Origin of the sequence: Herbaspirillum huttiense (genome assembly GCF_047300815.1) — a bacterium.
In the GTDB taxonomy this organism is placed as follows: domain Bacteria; phylum Pseudomonadota; class Gammaproteobacteria; order Burkholderiales; family Burkholderiaceae_D; genus Herbaspirillum; species Herbaspirillum huttiense_A.
Map to the genome: position 1 here is coordinate 1,757,431 of NZ_CP178608.1, position 21,466 is coordinate 1,778,896.

Below are 21,466 nucleotides of genomic sequence, written 5' to 3' on the forward strand. Positions count from 1 at the left end.
CCGCTACTTGCTGAGCAATCGCATCGCGCCTTCCAGCCCATCCATGGTCAGCGGGAACATGCGGTTGTTCATGAGCTGGCGGATCAGCGCGATCGATTGCCGGTATTGCCACAGGCCTTCCGGCTCGGGATTGAGCCAGACGAAATGCGGGAAGGTGCTGGTAAAGCGCTGCAGCCACTCTGCACCCGCCTCCGCATTGTTGTATTCCACCGAACCGCCCGGCTGCACGATTTCGTAAGGACTCATGGTGGCATCGCCCACGAAGATGAGCTTGGTGTCCGGCGTGTATTTGCGCAGGACATCCCAGGTCGGGAAACGCTCGGCGTGGCGGCGGCGGTTGTTCTTCCACAAGTAGTCATACACGCAGTTGTGGAAGTAGAAGAATTCCATGTTCTTGAACTCGGTCCGTGCGGCCGAGAACAATTCTTCGGTGCGGGCGATGTGGTCATCCATCGATCCGCCCACATCGAAGAGCATCAGCACCTTGATCTTGTTCTTGCGCTCGGGCTGCATGCGGATGTCGAGGTAGCCGGCATTGCTGGCGGTGGCACGGATGGTGTCGTCCAGCGCCAGTTCTTCGTCCAGTCCTTCACGCGCGAAGCGGCGCAGGCGGCGCAGCGCCACCTTGATGTTGCGCGTGCCCAGTTCGCGTTCTCCGTCGTAGTCCTTGTATTCGCGTTCTTCCCACACCTTCACTGCGCTGCGCTGGCCGCCCTTGCCGCCGATCCGAATGCCCTCCGGGTTGAAGCCGCCATGGCCGAAGGGAGAAACCCCGCCGGTGCCGATCCACTTGCTGCCGCCCTCGTGGCGTTCCTTCTGTTCTTCCAGCAGTTGTTTCAGGCGATCCATCAGCTTGTCGTAGCCGAACTTCTCGATGGCGGCCTTCTGCTCGGGCGTGAGGTCGCGCTGCAATTGCTTGACCAGCCATTCCAGCGGAATCTCCGGCCGCTTCTCGAAGATCGTTTCTATCCCCTTGAAGTAGGCCCCGAAGGCGCGGTCGAACTTGTCGAAGTGCGCCTCGTCCTTCACCAGCGTGAGGCGCGAGAGAAAGTAGAACTCATCCAGCGAAGGGGAAATGACCTGCTTGTCCATCACCTCCAGGAGGGTCAGGAATTCCTTGATCGAGGCCGGTACGCCAGCCTGTTTCACGGTGTAGAAGAAATCGATGAGCATGAATGCAATCCCGCAGCCGCCTCAGCGGCCCAGCTTGAACTGGAGATGGCGGCGCACCGTCGGCCATTCCGATTCGATGATGGAAAACACCACCGTGTCGCGATAGGAACCATCCGGCATGCGCTGGTGATTGCGCAGGATGCCATCCTGCTTGGCCCCCAGCCGTGCAATGGCCGCACGCGACTGCTGGTTCATCCAGTGGGTGCGGAACTCCACGGCGATGCAGTGCATGTCCTCGAAGGCGTGCGTGAGCAGCATCAGCTTGCACTCGGTATTGATGCCGGTGCGCTGGGCACTGGCGGCATACCAGGTGGAGCCGATCTCCACGCGCCGGTTGGCCACATCGGCATTCATGTAGGTGGTCATGCCGCACAGCGCACCGGTGTCATTGCGGCGGATCACGAAGGGCAGCATGCTGCCCTGCTGCTGCAGGTGCAGGCGGCGTTCGATCTCGGCGCGCATGTTTTCCGGCTTGGGGATGGCGGTGTACCAGAGCTTCCACAGCTTGCCGTCCGACACGGCGGCAATGAGCGCATCGTGGTGCTCGGGATGCAGCGGTTCGACGGTGGCGAACTGGCCCTTCAGGGTGATCGGCGAGAGGAATTGCATGGCAGCTCCGGTGGATGGCGGCAGGTTCAGCGATTGTTGCGCGACATGAAGACCAGGCGCTCAAACAGGTGCACATCCTGCTCGTTCTTGAGCAGCGCGCCATGCAGGGGCGGGACCACGGCCTTGTTGTCCTGGCTGTGCAGGACTTCGGGCGGGATGTCTTCGGCCATGAGCAGCTTGAGCCAGTCGATCAGTTCCGAGGTCGAGGGCTTCTTCTTGATGCCCGGTACCTCGCGCACCTGGTAGAAAGCGTCCAGCGCCCGCGCCAGCAGGTCGCGCTTGATGTGCGGGAAGTGCACGTCAACGATCTGCTGCATGGTCTCCTTGTCGGGGAACTTGATGTAGTGGAAGAAGCAGCGGCGCAGGAAGGCGTCCGGCAATTCCTTCTCGTTGTTGGAGGTGATGACCACCAGCGGCCGGTGTTTGGCGCGCACCAGTTCGCGCGTCTCGTAGACGTAGAACTCCATGCGGTCGATTTCGCGCAGCAGGTCGTTGGGGAATTCGATGTCGGCCTTGTCGATCTCGTCGATCAGCAGCACCACCGGCTCCTCGGCCGTGAAGGCCTGCCACAGCACGCCCTTGACGATGTAGTTGTGGATGTCCTTGACGCGCTCGTCGCCCAACTGCGAATCGCGCAGGCGCGAGACCGCATCGTATTCGTAGAGGCCCTGCTGGGCCTTGGTGGTGGACTTGATGTGCCACTGCAGCAGCGGGCGGCCCAGGGCGGCCGCCACTTCCTCGGCCAGCATGGTCTTGCCGGTGCCGGGCTCGCCCTTGATGAGCAGCGGACGCTGCAGGGTGAGGGCGGCATTGACCGCCAGCTTGAGGTCGTCGGTGGCAACGTAGTTGTCGCTGCCGGTGAATTTGCCTGGATGGGATGAAGCGGTGGAATGATCTGGCATGGATGCTGTCCTTGTCAGGTTGCTGTGGTTGGATTGCCGGGAAGATGCGGCATTGCAGCAGCCGCGCCGGACATTTCTTCGAGTATAAGGGAAAAGCCGGCCAACACCGGCGCACCTGCGACGGCTTGAATTCTGCTCAATCGTTCCTATATCAAGGGCTACGCATGCAACAAACTGAAAGCGCCCCAGGCGCTCACTGCCCATGAAATTTCTTTTCTTCAAGATGCTGGTGGTGTGGAGACGAATGCGTCACGGCATGCAGGCGCGTTACATGGACCGTCATGACGTCGGCCGGCAGCTGGAAGTCCTGATGCGCCGCATCGACCCGGCTGCCAGCTGGCACGAGCGGGCCAACTGGATGATCGACGTAGCCGAGTGGCTGCGCCACCGTCCCGCAGTCTCGCTGCTGGACCGCCAGGCCTGGCACCAGGTGCGCCGCCAGCGGCTGGCCATCATGCTGGACTGGCTGGACCAGCACCGCGACGTGCGGCGCGCGGTCCAGAACGCGCTGCAGAAGACCCTGCGTGAAGCCACCGGCCCCGAACTCTTCTCCACCACCGGCCTGCCGCACGAACCCGGCTTCTTCGGCGAGCTGACCGAACGCCTGGCCCGGCTGATCCTGCCGCGCCACCTTTCGCCCACTGACCTCTCTTCGCTGTTTACGGCCATGTTCCCCGATCCGGATGATGCTGCCTGGCTGCTGGAGCTGGACAATGAACTGCTGCAGCGGCTGTGGAAGCTGATGGCCGATGACGGCATCTCCCACATGTACTGGCAGCAGATCGAGGAAGCCATCACCTATCTGACCACCACCGTGGTGGCCGATGGCATCAGCCCGGCCTTCCGCCAGCGGCTGGAACCCAAGATGCCCATGCGCGCCACGCCCTTCCTGGCGCTGCGGCGCGAGATGGAAGCCTGGCTGCGCGCCCAGCCGGGCGACCTCGGCGCCTTGCGCAGCGTGCGCATGCTGGTCGCGGTGTGCCATGCGCAGACCGACCGCATCTATGCACACCTGGATGAATACGGCGTCTCGGTGAGCCTGGTCTATCGTGTCGAACGCATGCGGGCGCACTTGCAGCGCATCGGGCGGCTCATCGATGTGCGCTCCGGCGTGCCTGGTCCGGTCATCAGTCCGGCCGTGCCCGGCATGGTCGCGCGCCCGGCGGCGCTGGCCGGGGCGGGGCGCATGCAGTTGCTGCTGTGCGACCTGATCTCGGCGCACCATCACCGCGATTCGGTGCGCGGCCTGATGCGGCGCAGTTTTGCCCTGCTGGCGCGCAAGATGGTCGAGCGCAATGCCGATCACCGGGAGCAGGCCATCGCCCGCGACGGTGCCGGTTATCGCCGGGTGATGCGGGCTGGTCTCGTGGGCGGTGCGGTCATCGCCGCCACCGCGCTGGTCAAGCAGAGCCTGTCGGCGCTGGGTGCGGTGCATTTCGTCGATGGGGCGCTGGCTTCGCTGAACTACGCCGCCAGTTTCCTGCTCATTGCTGCGCTGGGCGGCGTGCTGGCCACGCGCCAGCCGGCCGTGACCGCGCCGGCCCTGGCCTCGTGCATGGGGGACCTGGATGCCGAGGGCATGCGTGACCTGATCGCCGAATCCGGCCAACTGCTGCGTTCGCAGTCGGCAGGCATCTTTGGCAATCTGCTGGCGGTGATTCCGGTCACCGCCGCGCTGTGCGCCCTGGGCTGGTTCGCGCTGGGCAGCCAGCCGATGCCGGCCAGCGAGGCACGCCAGGCCATCGCCGCGCTCTCGCTGGTAGGGCCCACGCCCCTGTACGCCGCGTTGACCGGCGTATTGCTGTGGCTGGCCAGTCTCGCGGCCGGCTTTGCCGACAACTGGTTTGCCCTGCGCCGGGTACGGGAAGTGGTCTCCAACCATCGCCGCCTGGTGCACGGTCTTGGGGCCATGCGCGCCCAGCGCTGTGCCGCCTGGCTGGAGCGCAACGTGGCCACCATCGCCGGCAGCCTGGCCTTGGCCGTGTTGCTGGGGCTGGCACCGGTGGTGGCAGCGTTCTTCAGTCTGCCCCTGGATATGCGCCATGTCACGCTGGCTGCAGGCGCGCTCACTGCAGCGGTCTTCACTCTCGGCTGGGAAACCCTGATGACGCCCGCCTTCTGGCTGGCCGCCGGCGGTGTGGCCGCCACTGCCCTGCTGTCGGTGGCCGTGGCCTTCGCCTGCGCACTGGCGCTGGCGCTGCGTTCGCGCGACCTGCCGCGCCGCGCCCGCAATATCGCCATGCGGGCGGTGTTGCGCCGTTTCGTCGTCCGGCCCTTGTTCTTCATTCTTCCGCAAAAAACGGATGCGGCAGTGCAGGATGACGCCGGAGAAGACGAGGATGACGACGATGAAGGCGAGGGCGGCGCGCGCCGGGACGACCGGCAACCGCGCCTGGCTTCACTTGAGCCAGGGCAAGATATGCACGTCCAGGCTACGCGGCATGTCGCCTAGCGTTGGCATCAACCAAATGCCATAGCGTTAATATTGCAGCGCATATAATGGATCGATCGCCCGCCCGGCCTTGTCTGGCGGGCGATTGCGTCTGTCGGGGAGGGTTTGCGGGCAGGGATGACGCTGCCGGTTTTATTGGTTAGAATCGAAAGCGTTTTTTGCGCAAGGCAGGGGGAGTGGAGAGACAAGCTTGAGCCGAAACACCGGTTGAGCCATAGCAGAACAGCCAAACCTGCAATACCAGGGCAATCGAACAAGCACGATAAAGTTTGCCGCTGGCAGCAAAAGATGCGTTTCGTCGGGTGTCCGCCGCGCCGAGGTTGAGGCTGGCGGATGGCAAGTCCAATCACTTACCCTGCTCACATGAAAAAACACCTCGTGTTTCTTGCCCTGGCTGGCGTGCTCGGCAGTGCATCTGCGGCCGACATCGTCGGCAACGCCAAGGCCGCTGAAAACAAAGTCTCCATGTGCATTGGTTGCCATGGCATCCCCGGCTACAAAGCCAGCTATCCCGAGGTCTACCAGGTGCCGATGCTGGGCGGACAGTCCGCCAAGTACATCGAGAACGCGCTGCGCGCCTACCAGAAGGGGGAGCGCAAGCATCCTTCGATGATGGGCGTGGCCGCCAGCCTGTCGGACCAGGACATCGCCGACCTGGCCGCCTACTATTCGCAGCAGAAGTAAGGGGAGCCACGAGATGAAGAAGAACCTGATTGCCCTGTCGCTGCTGGGTGCCACCGCCTTGCTGTCGCAAGTGGCCAGTGCCGCCGATGTAGCCAATGGCCGTGCGCTGGTGGAGAAGTACAACTGCGCCTCCTGCCACGGCAAGGACTACAACTCGCCCATCGATCCGGGCTACCCGAAGCTGGCCGGCCAGCATGCGGACTACCTCAAGCATGCCCTGACGGCCTACCGCCGGGGCGACACCGCCATGAACGGCCGCAACAACGCCATCATGTCCGGCCAGGCCAAGCCGCTTACGGATCGCGACATCAACGATATTGCCGCCTATCTGCACAGCCTGCCGGGCAGTCTGGTGGTGCGCAAGTAAGCTGCGCCTGCTGCAGATGAAAGAAAGCCACGCCGCAAGAGAGTTGCGGCGTGGCTTTTTGTTGTGCGCGTGAAGGCTTATCCCTGCGCCCGCCGCTTGATATTCTCGATATAAGCCGCCCCATCCGGCGGCAAGCCATTGCGCTGGGCGTTCCAGATCATCTCCCCCAGGGCTTCCATGATTTCATGATGGGCATCGTGTTCCGAACCACGGCGCTGGGCCAGTAGCTGGAAGGCACCGCGGATGCCGGGGGGCTGGTCGATGGAGATCTGTTCCGTGATCGACAGGTGCATCGACAGATGCAGGAAGGGATTGCTCTGGCCGCGTTCGATCGAATAGTCGGCCGCCAGTGCTTCGTCCACGTCGCGCAGGGCATCGTGGTATTCCGGATGCTGCAGGATCCAGTCGCGGGCGATGGCTTCCAGGGGCGTCAGGACCTGGTTGCCCTGGTGCTTGCGGTAGGCTTCGCAGAAGAAGCGGCGAACATCGTGCTGGGACGGCGTGAACATGGCGGTGCATCAATCTGGGATAAAGCGCTATTCTACGCTGGTCTGCCGCCCCGTTCAGGAGGCCGGCCAAGGCCTGCGGCACGACAGGTCCAGATGAAGTAATATTCTTTCCATACGACAAGCATCTGAATAATCCATCCAATGCAGTACCCGGCCGCATCGCCCTGGCGCGATGGGGGAAACGCCAGGCCGGGCAGCGAGAAGGAAGCATGCATGCGTTTTGGCGGAAGCCTGATTGGGCCTGTGCGACGTCCACGAACATGGACGCGGCTGTTGCTCTGTATGGTGCTGGCCCTGCTGGGCTGCTGCGCGCAGGCCGCGCTGGCGGCCCCTTCGGCGTCGGCCAAGGCGAGCACGGCCAGCGACGAGCAGCCGGCTGACGAATCCACCCTGGCCATCGGCTTTGCCGGCCCCCTGAGCGGCCCCTCCATGGGCGTGGGCCGCAGCATGCGCAATGGCGTGCAACTGGCGCTGGACGAGGCCAACCGGCGCGGTGTGGTCATCGCCGGCAAGCATTACCGGCTCAAGCTGGTGTCCCAGGATGACCGGGCAGACCCCGGCACGGCAGAGTACGTCGCCCGCTACCTGATCGGCCAGCGCGTCATCGGCGTGGTCGGCCACTGGACCAGCGGCACCAGCCTGGTGGCCGCGCCGCTCTACCATGCTGCGGGCGTGATCCAGGTGACGCCCTCGGCGATGAGCCGCAAGCTCACGGCACTGTCCTACCCGCGCATTTTTCGCACCATTCCCAACAACGAAAGCCTGGGGCGCTGGTCGGCACGCTACGTAGTCGACAAGCTGGCGGTGCGCTCCGTGGTGATCATCGATGACCGCACGCCGTTCGGCCAGAGCCTGGCCGAACAGTTCGGGCGTGAAATCGAGACGCAGGGCGGCAAGGTCCTGGCGCATTTCAACGTCAGCGACAAGACATCGGATTTCAACCAGCCATTGCTGCAGGCGCGTGCGCTCAAGCCCGACCTGATCTTCTTCGGCGGACTGGACTGGCAGGCCGGGGTGCTGGCCAAGTCCATCCGGCGCCTGAAGATCGACGCTCGCCTGATGGCCTCGCCCGGGACCTTGGGGCTGCCTTTCCTGATGCGGGCCGGACCCGATGCCAATGGCACGCTGATACTGGAGCCGGGGCCGCCACAGGACAAGATGCCCGGCTGGCGGCAGTTCCGCCAGCGCTACAGCGAAGCCTTCGATTCCGACATCGACCTCTATGCGGTTTTCGCCTATGAAGCGGCGCAGTCCATCCTGCTGGGCCTGCGCCAGGCCGGCAGCACCGATCCGGATGCGGTTGCGCGGGCCATGCACCGCTTGCGCTTCGAGGGCGTGAGCGGACCGGTGGCCTTCAACGAGGAAGGCGACCTGCTCAACCCGACTTTTACCCTGTATGAAGTTCAGGACCAGCGCTGGGTGCCGGTCACGCGCCTGTACGGACTTCCGCGCTAGCGCGCTCTCAGACGCCCTTGGCCGGAAGTGGCGTTTTCTGCTTGAATTCGCAGAGGTCGGCAATCAGGCAGTTCCAGCATTGCGGCTTGCGCGCGATGCAGGTGTAGCGGCCATGCAGGATCAGCCAGTGATGCGCATCCTGGCGGAATTCCGGGGCCACGAACTTGATGAGCTTGCGCTCGACTTCGTCCACATCCTTGCCCGGCGCGATGCCGGTGCGGTTGGAGACCCGGAAGATATGCGTATCCACCGCGATGGTGGGATGGCCGAAGGCCGTGTTGAGGACCACGTTGGCGGTCTTGCGGCCGACCCCCGGCAAGGCTTCCAGCGCCTCGCGCGACTCCGGTACCTCGCCGCCGTGTTCCTCGATCAGGATGCGGCAGGTCTCGATGACGTTCTTGGCCTTGGTGCGATACAACCCGATGGTCTGGATATAGGGCATGAGCTGGTCCACCCCCATGCGGTAGATAGCCTCGGGCGTGTTGGCCACCGGATAGAGCTTGCGCGTGGCCTTGTTCACCGACACATCGGTCGCCTGGGCTGACAGCAGCACGGCAATCAGCAGCTCGAACGGTGTCGTGTATTCCAGCTCGGTGGTGGGCGTGGGGTTGGCCTGGCGCAGGCGCGCGAAGATCTCGCGGCGTTTGGTCGGATTCATGGTTGTGGGCTGTCGGGCTGGGGGCTGGCTTGTTCGGCTTGCAGTTTCTTCAGGCGCGCGCGCTCCATGGCGGCCTGGATGATGGCTTTCTTGCGGGCCAGTTCGGCTTGTTCCTCGGGCGTGCCGGCTGCCGCTGCTTCCACTTCCTTGAGCTTGGCCGCAGCCTTGGCGGCCAGGCGGGCATCGTTTTCTTCCTTCTCGCGCTGCAGGCGCAGGGTGCGCCAGTCATGGCGCGCACGGGCGCCATCGGCTTGTTCCTGGCTCCACGCCTGCCAGCCGGTGCGGCCTGGCGTGGCCTCGACCATGCTGATGCAATCGACCGGGCAGGGCGCCACGCACAGGTCGCAGCCGGTGCAGAGCGATTCGATCACCGTATGCATCTGCTTGGCCGCACCGGCAATCGCGTCGACCGGGCAGGCCTGGATGCAGAGCGTGCAGCCGATGCAGACGGCTTCATCGATCACCGCCAGGCGGCGTGGCTGTTCGCTGCCGTTGGCGGGATCGAGCGGGATCACCGGTTTGCCCAGCAGTTGCGCCAGCCGCGCCACGCCTTCCTGACCGCCTGGAGGGCACTGGTTATAGTGGGCAAGCCCCTCGGCCATGGCCTCGGCATAGGGACGGCAGGCCGGGTAGCCACATTTTGTGCATTGGGTTTGCGGCAGCAGGTCTTCGAGGCGGTCGGCCAGGGTGGCGGAGGCGGTGGTGGCGGATGGCGGCACGGCGGTCAGGCAATTCAACGGGACAAGGGCGCTATTATCCGGCCAAACCGCCGCCAAGTCATGCCGCGGCCACAAAGCAAAACGGCACCACCGTGGAGACGGGGTGCCGTTGTTGCCGCAGTGAGCTGCTTTACGCGTTGGCGCGGATGAATTCGCCAATCTTCGGACAGACGATCTCGCGCCAGCGGCGGCCCGAGAAGATGCCGTAGTGGCCTGCCTTGGGCACCGTGAAATGCTGCTTGCGCGTCTTCGGGATGCTGCTGCACAGTTCCTGCGCCGCCTGGGTCTGGCCGGAACCGGAGATGTCATCGAGTTCGCCTTCGATGGTGAACAGGGCGACCGACTTGATGTCCTGCGGACGGACCAGCTTGCCCTCGATTTCCCAGGTGCCACGGGCCAGGTTGAAGTCCTGGAACACCACCTTGATGGTCTCCAGGTAGAACTCGGCCGGCATGTCCAGCACGGCGTTGTACTCGTCGTAGAACTTGCGGTGCTCTTCGGCGGAGGCATCGTCGCCATCGCGCAGGTGCATGTAGAAATCCCAGTGGCTCTGGGCGTGGCGGCGGGGGTTCATGGCCACGAAGCCGGCATGCTGCAGGAAGCCGGGGTAGACCTTGCGGCCGAAGCCGGGATAATTGGCCGGCACGCTGTAGATCACCGTGTTTTCGAACCAGGAGAAGGGCTTCTCGGTGGCCAGGTCGTTGACCGCCGTGGGCGACTTGCGGGCATCGATGGGGCCGCCCATCATGGTCATGCTCTTGGGCAGCTTGGGATCGTTGGCACTGGCCATGAGCGAAATGGCCGCCAGCACCGGCACGGTGGGCTGGCACACGGAAATGACGTGTACGTCCGGGCCCAGGGTGCGGATGAAGTCCTGCACGTAATAAACATAATCGTGCAGGTGGAATTCGCCGGCCTCGACCGGCACCATGCGGGCGTCGGTCCAGTCGGTGATGAAGACGTCATGTTCCTGCAGCAGCGCGCGCACGGTCTCGCGCAGCAGGGTGGAGTGATGGCCGGACAGGGGCGCCACCACCAGCACCGTAGGCTGCTTCAGGGCGGCGCTCTGGCGGGCCGACAGGTCCTTCTTGAAATGGATCAGGCGACAGAAGGGCTTTTCTTCGACCACTTCCTCGGAGATGCCGACCGGCTTGCCGTCCACCGGCACTTCGCCGATGTTGAAGAGGGGCTTTTCGTATTCCTTGGAAAGGCGATACAGCAACTCATAGCCGGCGGCGATGCGTTGCGAGAAAGGGGTGTGGGCGAGCGGGGAAACCGGGTCCGAGAACAGTTTGGCCGAGGTTTCGGCCCATTGCATCATGGGGTTCAGGAACGCGCGATTGAGTTCATGCAGTTGATAAAGCATAGCTGACCTTTATACAAGCACCGGCTGGCTTTCCCGTCCGGATGGATAACCCGGACCAGGTGCGCAGCAAGCATGTGCCACAAACGTTTGGCGACGATCATCGGCTGACAGACTTCATATTATGTCTAATCTGTCAACTTTTTCCTTGTTGCGACGCGGTAGCATAGCACGCTTTGCCTTACGCCCCGCTTGCTGGTCAGACCAGTGGCGCAGGCCCCACAGGTTTCTGCAAAAAGCTTCATAAACAAAAAGCCCCCGTACCGGACGGGGGCTCTGCAGGCCGCTTGCAGCGGCACTTGGGGTCTTGCGAGGACGATTTAGTCGAAGACCGGGCTTTCCACGCCCAGGATCTTGTGCAGCTTGGGCGAGGTGGTGGTGTACTGCATGTGGATCTTCTTTTCCGGGAAGATGTAGGGCGCAGCGCCGAAGGCGGCCAGGGCGGCTTCGTGGAAGCCCGACAGGATCAGCTTCTTCTTGCCCGGATAGGTGTTGATGTCGCCCACGGCGAAGATGCCCGGGACGTTGGTCTCGAACTTCTCGGTATCGACCACCTTCAGTTGCTTGCGCTCGATCTCCAGGCCCCACTCGGCGATCGGGCCCAGCTTGGGCGACAGGCCGAAGAACACCAGCAGCATGTCCAGCGGCAGGCGGCGGGTGACGCCGTCAGCGCCCGTAACCTTGACCTCGGACAGCTTGCCATCCTTGATCTCGGTGCCGGTGACCTGGCCGATGACCAGCTGCATCTCGTACTGTTCGCACAGTTCCTTCATCTTGGCCACGGACGCGGGCGCGGCGCGGAATTCTTCACGGCGGTGCAGCAGGATTACCGATTCAGCCTTGCCCACGAAGTTCAGTGCCCAGTCCAGGGCGGAGTCGCCGCCGCCGCAGATGACGATGTTCTTGCCTTCGAACAGGGCCGGGTCCTTGACGCGGTAGAACACCTGCGAACCTTCGAACTGCTCGATGCCTTCGACCTTCAGGGTGCGCGGCTGGAACGAGCCCACGCCGGCCGCGATGAAGATTGTCTTGGTGATGAACTTGGTGCCGGTGGAGGTTTCGACGTCGAAACGGCCATCTTCACGCTTGTTCACCAGGGTCACTTCCTGGCCCAGGTGGAAGGTGGGCGAGAAGGGCTCGATCTGCTTCAACAGGTTGTCGGTCAGTTCCTGGCCGGTGCACACGGGCACGGCGGGGATGTCATAGATGGGCTTGTCCGGATAGAGCTCCACGCACTGGCCGCCGACCACCGGCAGCGAATCGATCACGTGTGCCTTGATTTCCAGCAGGCCGAGTTCGAACACCTGGAACAGGCCGACCGGGCCGGCGCCGATGATGACGGCGTCGGCATCGATGACACCGTTGACTGCCGCAGTCTGGACATTGTTTTCCATGATTTTCTTGATATTCCTGTTTCAGTAGATCAGATCAGTAGAGCGGCTTTTCCCTCTTGCGTTGGGCGCTGGCTGGCGGCAGGGCCGCTGGCGGGGGAGAGGCCAGGTAAAAGAGATGCGAGATGCTTGCCGAGAGCGCAACAGGACGGCGAAGCAGCGGGCAGTTCAGCCTGCCCATGAGGCTCTCAGGGGTATTGCTGGCGGCCAAATGCAAACGGCTGCGCATCTGGCGTGGCAATGAAACTGCCGGGCTGGATGCGCAACCGCCATTGTCGACCGGGACGGGCCCGGTCCACTTGATTCTCCGCAGGAATCAGCGCTGCAGGTATTGCAGCTTGTCGGTCTTGTCCTTCCATTCCTCGGCTTCCGGCAGCGGTGCCTTGGTCTTGGTGATGGAGGGCCAGCTGCGGGACAGATCGGCGTTCAGGGCGATGTATTGCTGCTGGTCGGCCGGCACGTCTTCTTCCGCGTAGATCGCATTGACCGGGCACTCGGCCACGCAGACGGCGCAATCGATGCACTCATCCGGGTCAATCGCGAGGAAATTGGGGCCTTCGCGGAAACAATCCACCGGGCAAACATCCACGCAATCCGTGTAGCGGCAACGGACGCAGGAATCGGTGACAACGTGGGTCATAACTGTCCTATCTGTAAAATTTCTTCAAACCGATGGCTAACTGCGCCGCAATTGATGGCAATATGGCACGGTTAAAATCATGTTGCGGCTGGTCAACCTGTGGTTGAGGTGCATTTTCCAGCTTCCTGGCATCTTGTGGACGCCTGGTGGAGGCCTGTGAGAGGCGCTGGTGATGCCGCTGCGCAACCCGCCGCAAAGCCTTGTATTTTAAGGTAATTCGATTTTTCCCACAAATGAGGCTTATACAGATTACGTATAAGTAAATAAACAAGCTCGCGATAAGCCCAGCCGCCGCCAGGGTCTTGTGGCCTGCGGTTCCAGCGCCTGGAGCCAGGTCCGCCGGTATGGCGCGGCTTGTCGCACATCTTCAGAAGGAAGTCCCGGCGTGAACGCTGCAGGCCCCCAGTCCTCCCCCCGATTCCGTTTTTCGCTGCTGCCCGCCTTGCTCGGTGCGCTGGCCTTCGCCGTGTCCCTTGCGCTGCCTGCGGGCGCGGCCGCCGCCGAGCCCATCCGCATCGGCGAGATCAACAGCCAGGGGCGTGCCTCCACTGCCGGGCAAGCCTATCGCAATGGCTTGGCGCTGGCGCTGGAACAGATCAACGAATCCGGCGGCATCCATGGGCGCCCCCTGGAACTCGTTACCCGCGACGACCAGGGCGATGCCGACCAGGCCGCCCGCAACGCCCGGGAGCTGGTCAGCAAGGAGCACGTGGAAGTGCTGACCGGCACCATGCTCTCCGACGTGGCCCTGGCCGTGGCACGCGAGGCCTCGCGCAGCAAGACCGTGCTGGTGGTGGGTGATGCGCTCTCGGACGCCATCACCCTGGACAAGGGCAATCGCTACACCTTCCGCGTGCGTCCTTCGACCTACATGCTGGCCGCAATGCTTGCCGAGCAGGCCGCACGCATGCCGGGCCGGCGCTGGGCCATGGTGGCGCCCAACTATGAATACGGCCAGAGCGCTGTGGCCAGCTTCAAGATGCTGTTGAAACAGGCGCGTCCGGATGTGGAATTCGTCAGCGACCAGTGGCCGGCCATGGGCAAGATCAAGGCCGACGATGTGGTGCGGGCGATCCGCCAGGCGCGTCCGGATGCCATCTTCAATGCCACCTTCGGCGAGGACCTGCAGAAGTTCGTGCAGGCCGGCAATCGCCAGCAGTTGTTTGCCGGCATGCGGGTGGTATCGATGAGCTCGGCCGGTGCGCAGAGCCTCGATCCCAGCCAGAGTGAAGCCATTCGCGACTGGCTGGCTGTGGGCTATCCGTGGGACCAGATCAATACGCCGGAGCACCAGCGCTTCCTGGAAGCCTATCTGAAGAAATTCAGCGAGCGTCCGCAACTGTCGGCGGTGCTGGGTTACAGCACCATGATGGCCATTGCGGGCGGCCTGAAGAAGAGCGAAGGCGGGGACGGCGAAGTGCTGCTGGAATCCCTGCGCGGCCTGCACTGGTCCTCGCCGCTGGGTGAGTTGAGCTTCCGCGCGCTGGACCAGCAATCCACGATGGGTGCCTTCATCGGCCTGGTCTCCCAGAAGGATGGACGCAGCACCATGCGCGAATGGCGCTACCTCGAAGGCACTGCCTACCTGCCGCCGCCGACCTACGTGCGCGGACGCCGTCCGGCTTCGGCGGGCAAGTAATCCGGTCCTGCGCCGCCCCAGGCCTTGTCAAAGCCCCCTCATGGCAGGGGGCTTTGCTTTGTACGATCTCGGTTAAGATAGCGGTCGCGACGCTTCAGGGCGTGGCCAACGCATGACGCGGCGCGCTCCGGGGCAGCCCTCATGCACGTGGACCATCAACATGGCAGCATGCGGCATGTCCGCATCCGGACTTCATGATCATCACATCCCTACTCGACACTGACCTGTACAAATTCACGATGATGCAGGTGGTCCTGCATCACTTCCCCGGCGCCCAGGTCGAATACAAGTTCAAATGCCGCAACGAACACATCGACCTGACACCCTATGTCGACGAGATCCGCGCCGAGATTGCCGCGCTGTGCCGCCTGCGTTTCAAGGAAGATGAACTGAATTACCTGCGCGGCCTGCGCTTCATCAAGAGCGACTTCGTCGACTTCCTCGACCTGTTCCACCTGAACGAAAAATACATCACGGTCCAGCCCGACCCGGCCGGCAATGGCGAGATCGAGATCAAGGTGAAGGGGCCGTGGCTGCACACCATCATGTTCGAAGTGCCGGTACTGGCCATCGTCAATGAAGTGTATTTCCGCGCGACCCAGCGTTCGCCCGATCTGGAAGAGGGCAGGGCGCGCCTGCGCAAGAAGATGTCGGTCATCACCGATGATGCCGAACTGGCCGGCTGCAAGATTGCCGATTACGGCACCCGCCGCCGCTTCTCGCGCAGCTGGCATGCCGAGGTCATCGACGAGATGAAGCAGCACATGGGGAACCACTTTGCCGGTACCTCCAACGTGATGTACGCCATGCAGCATGACCTGACCCCGCTGGGCACCATGGCGCATGAATACCTGCAGGCCTGCCAGGCGCTGGGTCCGCGCCTGCGTGATTCGCAGACGTTCGCCTTTGAGATGTGGGCGCGCGAGTATCGGGGCGACCTCGGCATCACGCTCTCCGACGTCTATGGCATGGATGCCTTCCTGCGCGACTACGACATGTATTTCTGCAAGCTCTTCGACGGCGCGCGCCATGATTCGGGCGATCCGTTTGAGTGGGGCGAGCGCCTGATCCAGCACTACCGTGACAACCGTGTCGATCCCTCCAGCAAGGTGCTGGTGTTCTCCGACAGCCTGGACTTCGACAAGGTGCGTGCGCTCTACCTGCGCTTCAAGGATCGCGCCAAGGTGGCCTTTGGCGTCGGTACCAATCTCACCAATGACCTGGGCTACACGCCCTTGCAGGTGGTCATGAAGATGGTCCGCTGCAATGGCCAGCCGGTGGCCAAGCTGTCCGATACGCCTTCCAAGAACATGTGCGATGACCCGGCCTATGTGAATTACTTGCGCCAGGTATTCCAGATCAAGGCTTGACCGGATTTGCACGATACCTGAAAGTTTTTCCACTCGGGCGTTTGGGGCATGCGGGCCGCATGTCGGCTGCTATAGTGTGACTCCTCGTGACGACCTGCGCCGGCAGGTGGTCCCGGGGAGTTTCTCCTTCTGCCTTCCATCAGGACGACATTTGCTGACCCGACATACTCATTCCGCCCTTTTTGCCTTGCTGGCTGTGCTCTTTCCCCTGCCGGGGTGGAGTGCCGAACTCGACGGTGCCGGGCTGTCCCTGGCCTGGGCCTTGCCGTTCGCGGGCGTTCTGCTGTCCATTGCCGTGCTGCCGCTGCTGGCTCCGGCCATGTGGCATCACCATTTCGGCAAGATCGCCGGGGCCTGGGCGCTGGCCTTCCTGCTGCCGTTTGCGGCCCTGCATGGTGCGTATGCGGCCCTGGCCATCAGCGTGCATGCGCTGGTGGCGGAATATCTTCCCTTCATCATCCTGCTGACCGCGCTCTTCACCGTGGCCGGTGGCATCTGCGTACGTGGCAACCTGCATGGCACGCCCGCACTCAATACCGGACTGCTGGCACTGGGTACCTTGCTGGCCAGCGTCATGGGTACGACCGGCGCGGCCATGCTGCTGATCCGCCCGCTCATCCGCGCCAACGATGACCGCAAGCACACGGTCCATGTCGTGGTGTTCTTCATCTTCCTGGTTGCCAATGCAGGGGGCTCGCTCACGCCCCTGGGCGATCCGCCGTTGTTCCTGGGCTTCCTCAAGGGCGTGGATTTCTTCTGGACCGCACGCCACCTGCTGGGGCCGATGGCCTTCCTGTGCGGTGCGCTGCTGCTGATCTTTTATCTGCTGGATCGCCATTTCTATCTCAACCGCGAAGAGCGCCGCCCGCTCGATCCCACGCCGGACTCGGCGCTGCGGCTGGAAGGCAAGTTCAACTTCCTGCTGCTGGGCGCAGTGGTCGGTCTGGTACTGATGAGCGGCTTGTGGAAACCGGGCGTGGCCACCGAGGTGCTGGGTACGCCGCTGGAATGGCAGAACCTGCTGCGCGATGGCGCGCTGCTGGGCGTGATCCTGCTGTCGCTGTGGCTCACGCCTACATCTGCACGCGCTGGCAATGACTTCGGCTGGGGCCCGATGCTGGAAGTGGGCAAGCTCTTTGCCGCCATCTTCCTGACCATCGCCCCGGTGATCGCCATGCTGCGGGCGGGCGAGCAGGGCGCGTTTGCCGCCGTGGTGCACGCCGTGACCGGTCCGGACGGCAAACCGGACGATGTGATGTATTTCTGGATGACGGGCGTGCTGTCTTCCTTCCTCGACAATGCGCCGACCTACCTGGTGTTCTTCAACACCGCCTCCGGCGATGCGCGGGAACTGATGGGGCCGCTGGCCTCGACGCTGGCGGCCATCTCCGCCGGCGCCGTCTTCATGGGGGCCAACAGCTACATCGGCAATGCGCCCAACATGATGGTCAAGGCCATCGCCGAAGAGCGCGGCATCCGCATGCCCAGCTTCTTCGGCTACATGGCGTGGTCGGTGGGCATCCTGGTGCCGCTGTTCATCGTCATGAGCTTCCTGCTCTTCTGAGTGCTACCCCCGCTTTCTTCCGATAACGAAACCGAGACCACGAGACCCGCATGAAACCCAAGATCTTCGTCGCCCGCGCCGTCTTCCCTGAAGTTCTGGCCCGCCTGGAGCAGCATTTCGAGGTCGAATCCAACCAGGACGACCGCATCTACAGCGCCGATGAGCTGCTGGCCAAGGCCAATGGCAAGGATGGCCTCTTCACCACCCCGAGCGAGCCGGTGACGGCCGCGCTCTTCGCCGCCAATCCGCAACTGAAGGCGGTCTGCAACATGGCCGTGGGCTACAACAACATCGATGTTGCTGCCGCTACAAAAGCCGGCGTCATGGCCACCAACACGCCCGACGTGCTCAATGAAACCACTGCTGACTTCGGCTGGGCCCTGATGATGGCGGCTGCGCGCCGCATCACCGAATCGGAGCACTTCCTGCGCGCCGGCAAGTGGAAGAAGTGGAGCTATGACAGCTTCGTGGGCCCCGACATCCATGGCGCCACCCTGGGCATCATCGGCATGGGCCGCATCGGCCAGGCCATCGCCCGCCGTTCGCTGGGCTTCGACATGCAGGTGCTGTACCACAATCGTTCGCGCCTGGCGCCCGAGCAGGAAGCGCGCGCCAACAGCGCCCGCTATGTCAGCAAGGAAGAGCTGCTGCAACAGGCCGACCACGTCGTGCTGGTATTGCCTTACTCAAAGGACACGCACCACACCATCGCCGCCCCCGAGCTGGCGCTGATGAAACCGACCGCCACGCTCACCAACATCGCGCGCGGCGGCATCGTCGATGATGCAGCGCTGATCGCCGCCCTGCGTGAAGGCCGTATCGCTGCCGCCGGGGTGGATGTGTTCGAGAATGAACCTTCGTTCAAGCCGGAATTCCTGGACTTGAGCAACGTCGTGCTGACCCCGCACATCGCCAGCGCCTCCACGCCCACGCGCCTGGCCATGGCCAACTGTGCGGCTGACAACCTGATCGCGGCGCTGTCGGGCCAGCGTCCGCCCAACCTGCTCAATCCGGACGTGGCGGCGCGCTGATTCGCCGCTGCTGCTGAAGCACCAAGCAAAACGGGCGCACCTGAGACCAGGTGCGCCCGTTTCTTCATTGGCGGGCGGCGGGCATCCCTGGATCCGGGATGCCGCCGTCGCTGCCGCATCAACCCTTCAGTTCATTGAAGATGTCGATGTATTCCTGCTGCGCTTCGGCTTGCGGCTTGCCCTTCAGGGCGGCCCAGGCGTCGAACTTGGCGCGGGCCACGAAGTCGGTCATGCCGGGGCGCTCGCCCTGCACGTCGCCGTTGCTGCCCTGCTTGTAGAGGCCATACATCTTCAGCAGGGTCATGTTGTCGGGACGCTCGGGCAGGCTCTTGGATTCTGCCACCGCGGCTTCGAACTGTTCTTGCAGGGTGCTCATGTCTCTCCTCCCTCGGGCTCAGACGGCCAGCAGTTCGACTTCAAAGATCAGTGTGGCATTCGGGGGGATCACGCCGCCCGCGCCACGGGCGCCGTAGCCCAGGCCTGCGGGGATGATCAGCTTGCGGGTGCCGCCGACCTTCATGCCTTGCACGCCTTCATCCCAACCCTTGATGACGTGGCCGGCGCCCAGCGGGAAGGCGAACGGATCATTGCGGTCCTTGCTGGAATCGAACTTGCTGCCGGCGGTGCCGTCCGTGTTCTGCAGCCAGCCGGTGTAGTGCACGGTGACGTGGCTGCCGGCCTTGGCTTCATCGCCAGCGCCAACGTTGATTTCTTCATATTGCAGCCCGGAAGCTGTGGTGATGATGGACATCGGTTTCCTTTCGGTGAGGGGTTGGGTTGGCGGCCGGTGGGCCAGACTCCTGACCATTGCTGACCATGTGAAATGCTTCATGGAAACATTGCGTGTACCAGGTCGTGCGTCAGGCGTCGCAGGCGCGCTGCGACTGGTGTTCAGGCCGCCCCGGTGGCGTCATGCGACCGGATCGGCAGGCAGTGTAAACCAAAAATCTAGAAAATTTTCATATTGCCTCAGTGGGCTGTCAGCGGGATCGTCGCAGCGAGCGTTAAGAGCCGAGGACGTGCTCCCTGCACGATAGATCAGGCATTTTTGAGTAAAGTTCTTCATGTTGCGTCGATTCAGCCAACTTTTATCCCTTTCCCTGCGCGCCGCCTGTGTCTCGGCCGTGCTGGCCTGTATGGCCGCCCCGGCCCATGCCAACGTGGTCGTGGTGCTCAATTCCGGTGACGCTTCCGTGTCGCTGCTGGACGAAACCGGCGAGAAGGAGCTCTCGACCTTCTCGGTGGGCAAGGAGCCGCACCACCTCATGGCCACGCCGGACAACAAGTCCTTGATCGTGGCCAGCGCCACCGGCAACCAGTTGCTCTTCCTCGATCCCAAAACCGGTGCCGTGCAGCGCAAGCTGCGCGACATCATCGATCCCTACCAGATCGGCTTCACCCCTGACCAGAAGTGGTTCGTGGCCACCGGCCTGCGTCTGGACCGCGTCGACGTCTACAGCTATGACGGCCAGGACCTGAAGCTGTCCAAGCGTATCCCGCTGGCCAAGACCCCCAGCCACATCGCCTTTGACAACGCCAGCACCACCGCCTTCATCACCCAGCAGGGCAGCGACCAGATCAGCGCCATCGACCTGGCCACCCAGCAGGTCAAGTGGACCATGCCGGTGGGCAAGCTGCCGGCCGGCATCATCATGACCCCCGACAACAAGTACCTGATGGTCGGCATCATGGGCAGCGACTACGTTGAAGTGATCGACTGGCGCACCCAGAAGATGGTCAAGAAGATCAAGACCGGCATCGGCGCCCACAACTTCCGCGGCCAGGGCGACAAGCGCTACGTCTACGTCTCCAACCGCGTGGCCAACACCATCAGCGTGGTCGACATGACCACCCTGGAAAACGTCGGCACCATCAAGGTCCCCGGCGGCCCGGATTGCATGGAAGTCACCGCCGATGGCAAGACCATGTGGACCACCCTGCGCTGGAGCAAGAAGGTCGCCGTGATCGACCTGGAAACGCGTTCGGTGACCAAGGTGATCCCGGTGGGCCGCTCGCCGCACGGCATCTACCTCCACAACCGCGCACCGGACCTGTAATGCCGAACGTATCGTGGAGGACCCGCCGATGACGGTGAGTGCGTTGAAACCCTCTCTGCGCGGCCTGTGCCTGTTCGCCATCCTGGCGGCCGGCCAGGCCGTTGCGCAATCGGCGGCACCGGAAGCCCCCGCCTGCAAGGGCAGGATCTACCTCAGCTTCGATACCGGCAGCCAGTCCCAGGCCGAACTGATCGAACAGACCCTGCGGCGCCACCACATCAAGGCCACCTTCTTCCTCGCCAACGAGAAGACCATCCACGGTGACTTTTCCCTCGATCCCGCCTGGGCGCCGCTGTGGAAGCGGCTGGTGGCCGAGGGGCACGCCTTCGGCACCCATACCTTCGACCACGTCTACGTGGTGCGCGACCTGCCCGAGGGCAAGATCGAGGTACGTCCGCAGTTCGGTGCGCAAGCCGGCAAGAAGCTGCAATGGACGCCGGCCCAGTATTGCGAGGAAATGAAGCGTGTTGACCAGCGCTTCCAGCAGTTGACCGGCCACAAGCTCGATCCGCTCTGGCGTGCGCCCGGCGGCCGCCTGACCCACAACCTGCTCAAGGCCGGCCAATCCTGCGGCTATGCCCACGTGGCCTGGGCGCCGGCCGGCTTCTCGGGCGATGAACTGCCCAGCGACAAATTCCCCAACGAGATGCTGTTGAAGAAAGCCCTCGATGGCCTCAAGGATGGTGATATCTTCCTGGCCCATATGGGCATCTGGTCGCGCCAGGATCCGTGGGCGCCAGCTGTGCTGGAGCCGCTCATCAGCGGGCTGGAGCAGAAGGGGTTCTGCTTTGCCACGCTGCGCGAGCATCCGTCCTACCGTCACCTGTTTGCCACCGGGAAGGAACACTGATCCCGGACACCAGTCCAAGCCGGCGCCAGCCCA

At 63.3% G+C, this 21,466-nt stretch carries 21 protein-coding genes; 10 read left to right on the top strand and 11 right to left on the bottom strand.

The genetic code is table 11. From position 1 onward, the window contains the following. Positions 1-3 precede the first annotated feature (3 nt). From ACLRDN_RS07970 to ACLRDN_RS07980, 3 genes are read right to left on the bottom strand one after another with little or no spacing between them, the layout of a single operon-like run. Positions 4-1,173: a vWA domain-containing protein gene (locus ACLRDN_RS07970; RefSeq protein WP_413459698.1), complete on the bottom strand. Its 1,170-nt coding sequence runs from the start codon at positions 1,171-1,173 to the stop codon at positions 4-6. A 21-nt stretch (positions 1,174-1,194) separates the two neighbouring features. After that, positions 1,195-1,782, bottom strand: a complete 588-nt coding sequence (locus tag ACLRDN_RS07975) for a GNAT family N-acetyltransferase (protein ID WP_034335411.1) — start codon at positions 1,780-1,782, stop codon at positions 1,195-1,197. A gap of 26 nt (positions 1,783-1,808) precedes the next feature. Next, entirely contained in the window at positions 1,809-2,684 is an 876-nt protein-coding gene (locus ACLRDN_RS07980; protein WP_413459699.1) for an AAA family ATPase, read from the bottom strand. A gap of 202 nt (positions 2,685-2,886) precedes the next feature. On the opposite strand from ACLRDN_RS07980, the gene ACLRDN_RS07985 reads away from it, so the two are divergent. From ACLRDN_RS07985 to ACLRDN_RS07995, 3 genes are all read left to right on the top strand, one after another. Beyond that, on the top strand, positions 2,887-5,136 hold the full coding sequence (locus tag ACLRDN_RS07985) for a preprotein translocase subunit TatB (RefSeq protein WP_413459700.1): 2,250 nt from the start codon (positions 2,887-2,889) through the stop codon (positions 5,134-5,136). Positions 5,137-5,499: 363 nt separating this feature from the next. Next, positions 5,500-5,820: a c-type cytochrome gene (locus tag ACLRDN_RS07990; RefSeq protein ID WP_039787601.1), complete on the top strand. Its 321-nt coding sequence runs from the start codon at positions 5,500-5,502 to the stop codon at positions 5,818-5,820. Positions 5,821-5,833: 13 nt separating this feature from the next. Next, on the top strand, positions 5,834-6,187 hold the full coding sequence (locus tag ACLRDN_RS07995) for a c-type cytochrome (protein WP_134221915.1): 354 nt from the start codon (positions 5,834-5,836) through the stop codon (positions 6,185-6,187). Between the two features lie 77 nt (positions 6,188-6,264). Here ACLRDN_RS07995 and ACLRDN_RS08000 read toward each other — a convergent pair whose 3' ends face one another. Beyond that, positions 6,265-6,696 (bottom strand): DUF1841 family protein, encoded by a 432-nt coding sequence (locus tag ACLRDN_RS08000; protein ID WP_088754068.1) that lies wholly within the window; start codon positions 6,694-6,696, stop codon positions 6,265-6,267. Positions 6,697-6,978: 282 nt separating this feature from the next. Between ACLRDN_RS08000 and ACLRDN_RS08005 the strand changes: the two genes are divergently transcribed. Continuing rightward, positions 6,979-8,151: a branched-chain amino acid ABC transporter substrate-binding protein gene (locus ACLRDN_RS08005; RefSeq protein WP_413460364.1), complete on the top strand. Its 1,173-nt coding sequence runs from the start codon at positions 6,979-6,981 to the stop codon at positions 8,149-8,151. A gap of 7 nt (positions 8,152-8,158) precedes the next feature. On the opposite strand, the gene nth is transcribed toward ACLRDN_RS08005, so the two are convergent. The 5 genes from nth to fdxA all read right to left on the bottom strand — a co-directional run bounded on the left by nth (position 8,159) and on the right by fdxA (position 12,922). Further along, complete coding sequence (nth, locus tag ACLRDN_RS08010; protein ID WP_413459701.1) at positions 8,159-8,809, bottom strand: endonuclease III; 651 nt, start codon at positions 8,807-8,809, stop codon at positions 8,159-8,161. Beyond that, positions 8,806-9,528, bottom strand: a complete 723-nt coding sequence (gene rsxB / locus ACLRDN_RS08015) for an electron transport complex subunit RsxB (RefSeq protein ID WP_413459702.1) — start codon at positions 9,526-9,528, stop codon at positions 8,806-8,808. Before rsxB ends, nth begins: the two co-directional genes overlap by 4 nt. A 130-nt stretch (positions 9,529-9,658) precedes the next feature. Beyond that, positions 9,659-10,894 carry a polyhydroxyalkanoate depolymerase gene (locus ACLRDN_RS08020; protein WP_413459703.1) on the bottom strand — a complete coding sequence of 412 codons (1,236 nt, stop codon included), beginning with the start codon at positions 10,892-10,894 and terminating at the stop codon, positions 9,659-9,661. Between the two features lie 317 nt (positions 10,895-11,211). Next, the gene (locus ACLRDN_RS08025; RefSeq protein WP_413459704.1) at positions 11,212-12,285 is read right to left on the bottom strand and encodes an NAD(P)/FAD-dependent oxidoreductase; all 1,074 of its coding nucleotides are present in this window, start codon (positions 12,283-12,285) and stop codon (positions 11,212-11,214) included. A 313-nt stretch (positions 12,286-12,598) separates the two neighbouring features. Further along, positions 12,599-12,922, bottom strand: a complete 324-nt coding sequence (gene fdxA / locus ACLRDN_RS08030) for a ferredoxin FdxA (RefSeq protein ID WP_039787587.1) — start codon at positions 12,920-12,922, stop codon at positions 12,599-12,601. 385 nt (positions 12,923-13,307) lie between these two features. Here fdxA and ACLRDN_RS08035 point away from each other — a divergent pair, with 385 nt between their 5' ends. The 4 genes from ACLRDN_RS08035 to ACLRDN_RS08050 all read left to right on the top strand — a co-directional run bounded on the left by ACLRDN_RS08035 (position 13,308) and on the right by ACLRDN_RS08050 (position 18,526). Beyond that, positions 13,308-14,561, top strand: a complete 1,254-nt coding sequence (locus ACLRDN_RS08035) for an ABC transporter substrate-binding protein (protein ID WP_413459705.1) — start codon at positions 13,308-13,310, stop codon at positions 14,559-14,561. Positions 14,562-14,755: 194 nt separating this feature from the next. Next, positions 14,756-15,931, top strand: coding sequence for a nicotinate phosphoribosyltransferase (gene pncB / locus ACLRDN_RS08040; protein ID WP_413459706.1), 1,176 nt, complete (start codon positions 14,756-14,758; stop codon positions 15,929-15,931). 151 nt (positions 15,932-16,082) lie between these two features. After that, the gene (locus ACLRDN_RS08045; RefSeq protein WP_413459707.1) at positions 16,083-17,495 is read left to right on the top strand and encodes a sodium:proton antiporter; all 1,413 of its coding nucleotides are present in this window, start codon (positions 16,083-16,085) and stop codon (positions 17,493-17,495) included. A 50-nt stretch (positions 17,496-17,545) separates the two neighbouring features. Then, positions 17,546-18,526, top strand: a complete 981-nt coding sequence (locus ACLRDN_RS08050; protein WP_413459708.1) for a 2-hydroxyacid dehydrogenase — start codon at positions 17,546-17,548, stop codon at positions 18,524-18,526. A gap of 118 nt (positions 18,527-18,644) precedes the next feature. On the opposite strand, the gene ACLRDN_RS08055 is transcribed toward ACLRDN_RS08050, so the two are convergent. After that, entirely contained in the window at positions 18,645-18,902 is a 258-nt protein-coding gene (locus tag ACLRDN_RS08055) for an acyl-CoA-binding protein (RefSeq protein WP_034340818.1), read from the bottom strand. A gap of 18 nt (positions 18,903-18,920) precedes the next feature. Further along, a complete protein-coding gene (locus ACLRDN_RS08060; RefSeq protein ID WP_039787583.1) occupies positions 18,921-19,277 on the bottom strand; it encodes an FKBP-type peptidyl-prolyl cis-trans isomerase in 357 nt (118 codons plus the stop codon). Between the two features lie 313 nt (positions 19,278-19,590). On the opposite strand from ACLRDN_RS08060, the gene ACLRDN_RS08065 reads away from it, so the two are divergent. Continuing rightward, the gene (locus tag ACLRDN_RS08065; RefSeq protein WP_413459709.1) at positions 19,591-20,583 is read left to right on the top strand and encodes a cytochrome D1 domain-containing protein; all 993 of its coding nucleotides are present in this window, start codon (positions 19,591-19,593) and stop codon (positions 20,581-20,583) included. 28 nt (positions 20,584-20,611) lie between these two features. Further along, positions 20,612-21,433: a polysaccharide deacetylase family protein gene (locus ACLRDN_RS08070; protein WP_413460365.1), complete on the top strand. Its 822-nt coding sequence runs from the start codon at positions 20,612-20,614 to the stop codon at positions 21,431-21,433. Positions 21,434-21,466 lie beyond the last annotated feature (33 nt).

Excerpts from the sequence above, each read along its gene's own strand:
- ACLRDN_RS07970 (WP_413459698.1), bottom strand. The coding sequence starts at position 1,173 with ATGCTCATCGATTTCTTCTACACCGTGAAACAGGCTGGCGTACCGGCC.
- ACLRDN_RS07975 (WP_034335411.1), bottom strand. The coding sequence starts at position 1,782 with ATGCAATTCCTCTCGCCGATCACCCTGAAGGGCCAGTTCGCCACCGTC.
- ACLRDN_RS07980 (WP_413459699.1), bottom strand. The coding sequence starts at position 2,684 with ATGCCAGATCATTCCACCGCTTCATCCCATCCAGGCAAATTCACCGGC.
- ACLRDN_RS07985 (WP_413459700.1), top strand. The coding sequence starts at position 2,887 with ATGAAATTTCTTTTCTTCAAGATGCTGGTGGTGTGGAGACGAATGCGT.
- ACLRDN_RS07990 (WP_039787601.1), top strand. The coding sequence starts at position 5,500 with ATGAAAAAACACCTCGTGTTTCTTGCCCTGGCTGGCGTGCTCGGCAGT.
- ACLRDN_RS07995 (WP_134221915.1), top strand. The coding sequence starts at position 5,834 with ATGAAGAAGAACCTGATTGCCCTGTCGCTGCTGGGTGCCACCGCCTTG.
- ACLRDN_RS08000 (WP_088754068.1), bottom strand. The coding sequence starts at position 6,696 with ATGTTCACGCCGTCCCAGCACGATGTTCGCCGCTTCTTCTGCGAAGCC.
- ACLRDN_RS08005 (WP_413460364.1), top strand. The coding sequence starts at position 6,979 with ATGGTGCTGGCCCTGCTGGGCTGCTGCGCGCAGGCCGCGCTGGCGGCC.
- nth (WP_413459701.1), bottom strand. The coding sequence starts at position 8,809 with ATGAATCCGACCAAACGCCGCGAGATCTTCGCGCGCCTGCGCCAGGCC.
- ACLRDN_RS08020 (WP_413459703.1), bottom strand. The coding sequence starts at position 10,894 with ATGCTTTATCAACTGCATGAACTCAATCGCGCGTTCCTGAACCCCATG.
- ACLRDN_RS08025 (WP_413459704.1), bottom strand. The coding sequence starts at position 12,285 with ATGGAAAACAATGTCCAGACTGCGGCAGTCAACGGTGTCATCGATGCC.
- fdxA (WP_039787587.1), bottom strand. The coding sequence starts at position 12,922 with ATGACCCACGTTGTCACCGATTCCTGCGTCCGTTGCCGCTACACGGAT.
- pncB (WP_413459706.1), top strand. The coding sequence starts at position 14,756 with ATGATCATCACATCCCTACTCGACACTGACCTGTACAAATTCACGATG.
- ACLRDN_RS08050 (WP_413459708.1), top strand. The coding sequence starts at position 17,546 with ATGAAACCCAAGATCTTCGTCGCCCGCGCCGTCTTCCCTGAAGTTCTG.
- ACLRDN_RS08055 (WP_034340818.1), bottom strand. The coding sequence starts at position 18,902 with ATGAGCACCCTGCAAGAACAGTTCGAAGCCGCGGTGGCAGAATCCAAG.
- ACLRDN_RS08060 (WP_039787583.1), bottom strand. The coding sequence starts at position 19,277 with ATGTCCATCATCACCACAGCTTCCGGGCTGCAATATGAAGAAATCAAC.
- ACLRDN_RS08065 (WP_413459709.1), top strand. The coding sequence starts at position 19,591 with ATGTTGCGTCGATTCAGCCAACTTTTATCCCTTTCCCTGCGCGCCGCC.
- ACLRDN_RS08070 (WP_413460365.1), top strand. The coding sequence starts at position 20,612 with ATGACGGTGAGTGCGTTGAAACCCTCTCTGCGCGGCCTGTGCCTGTTC.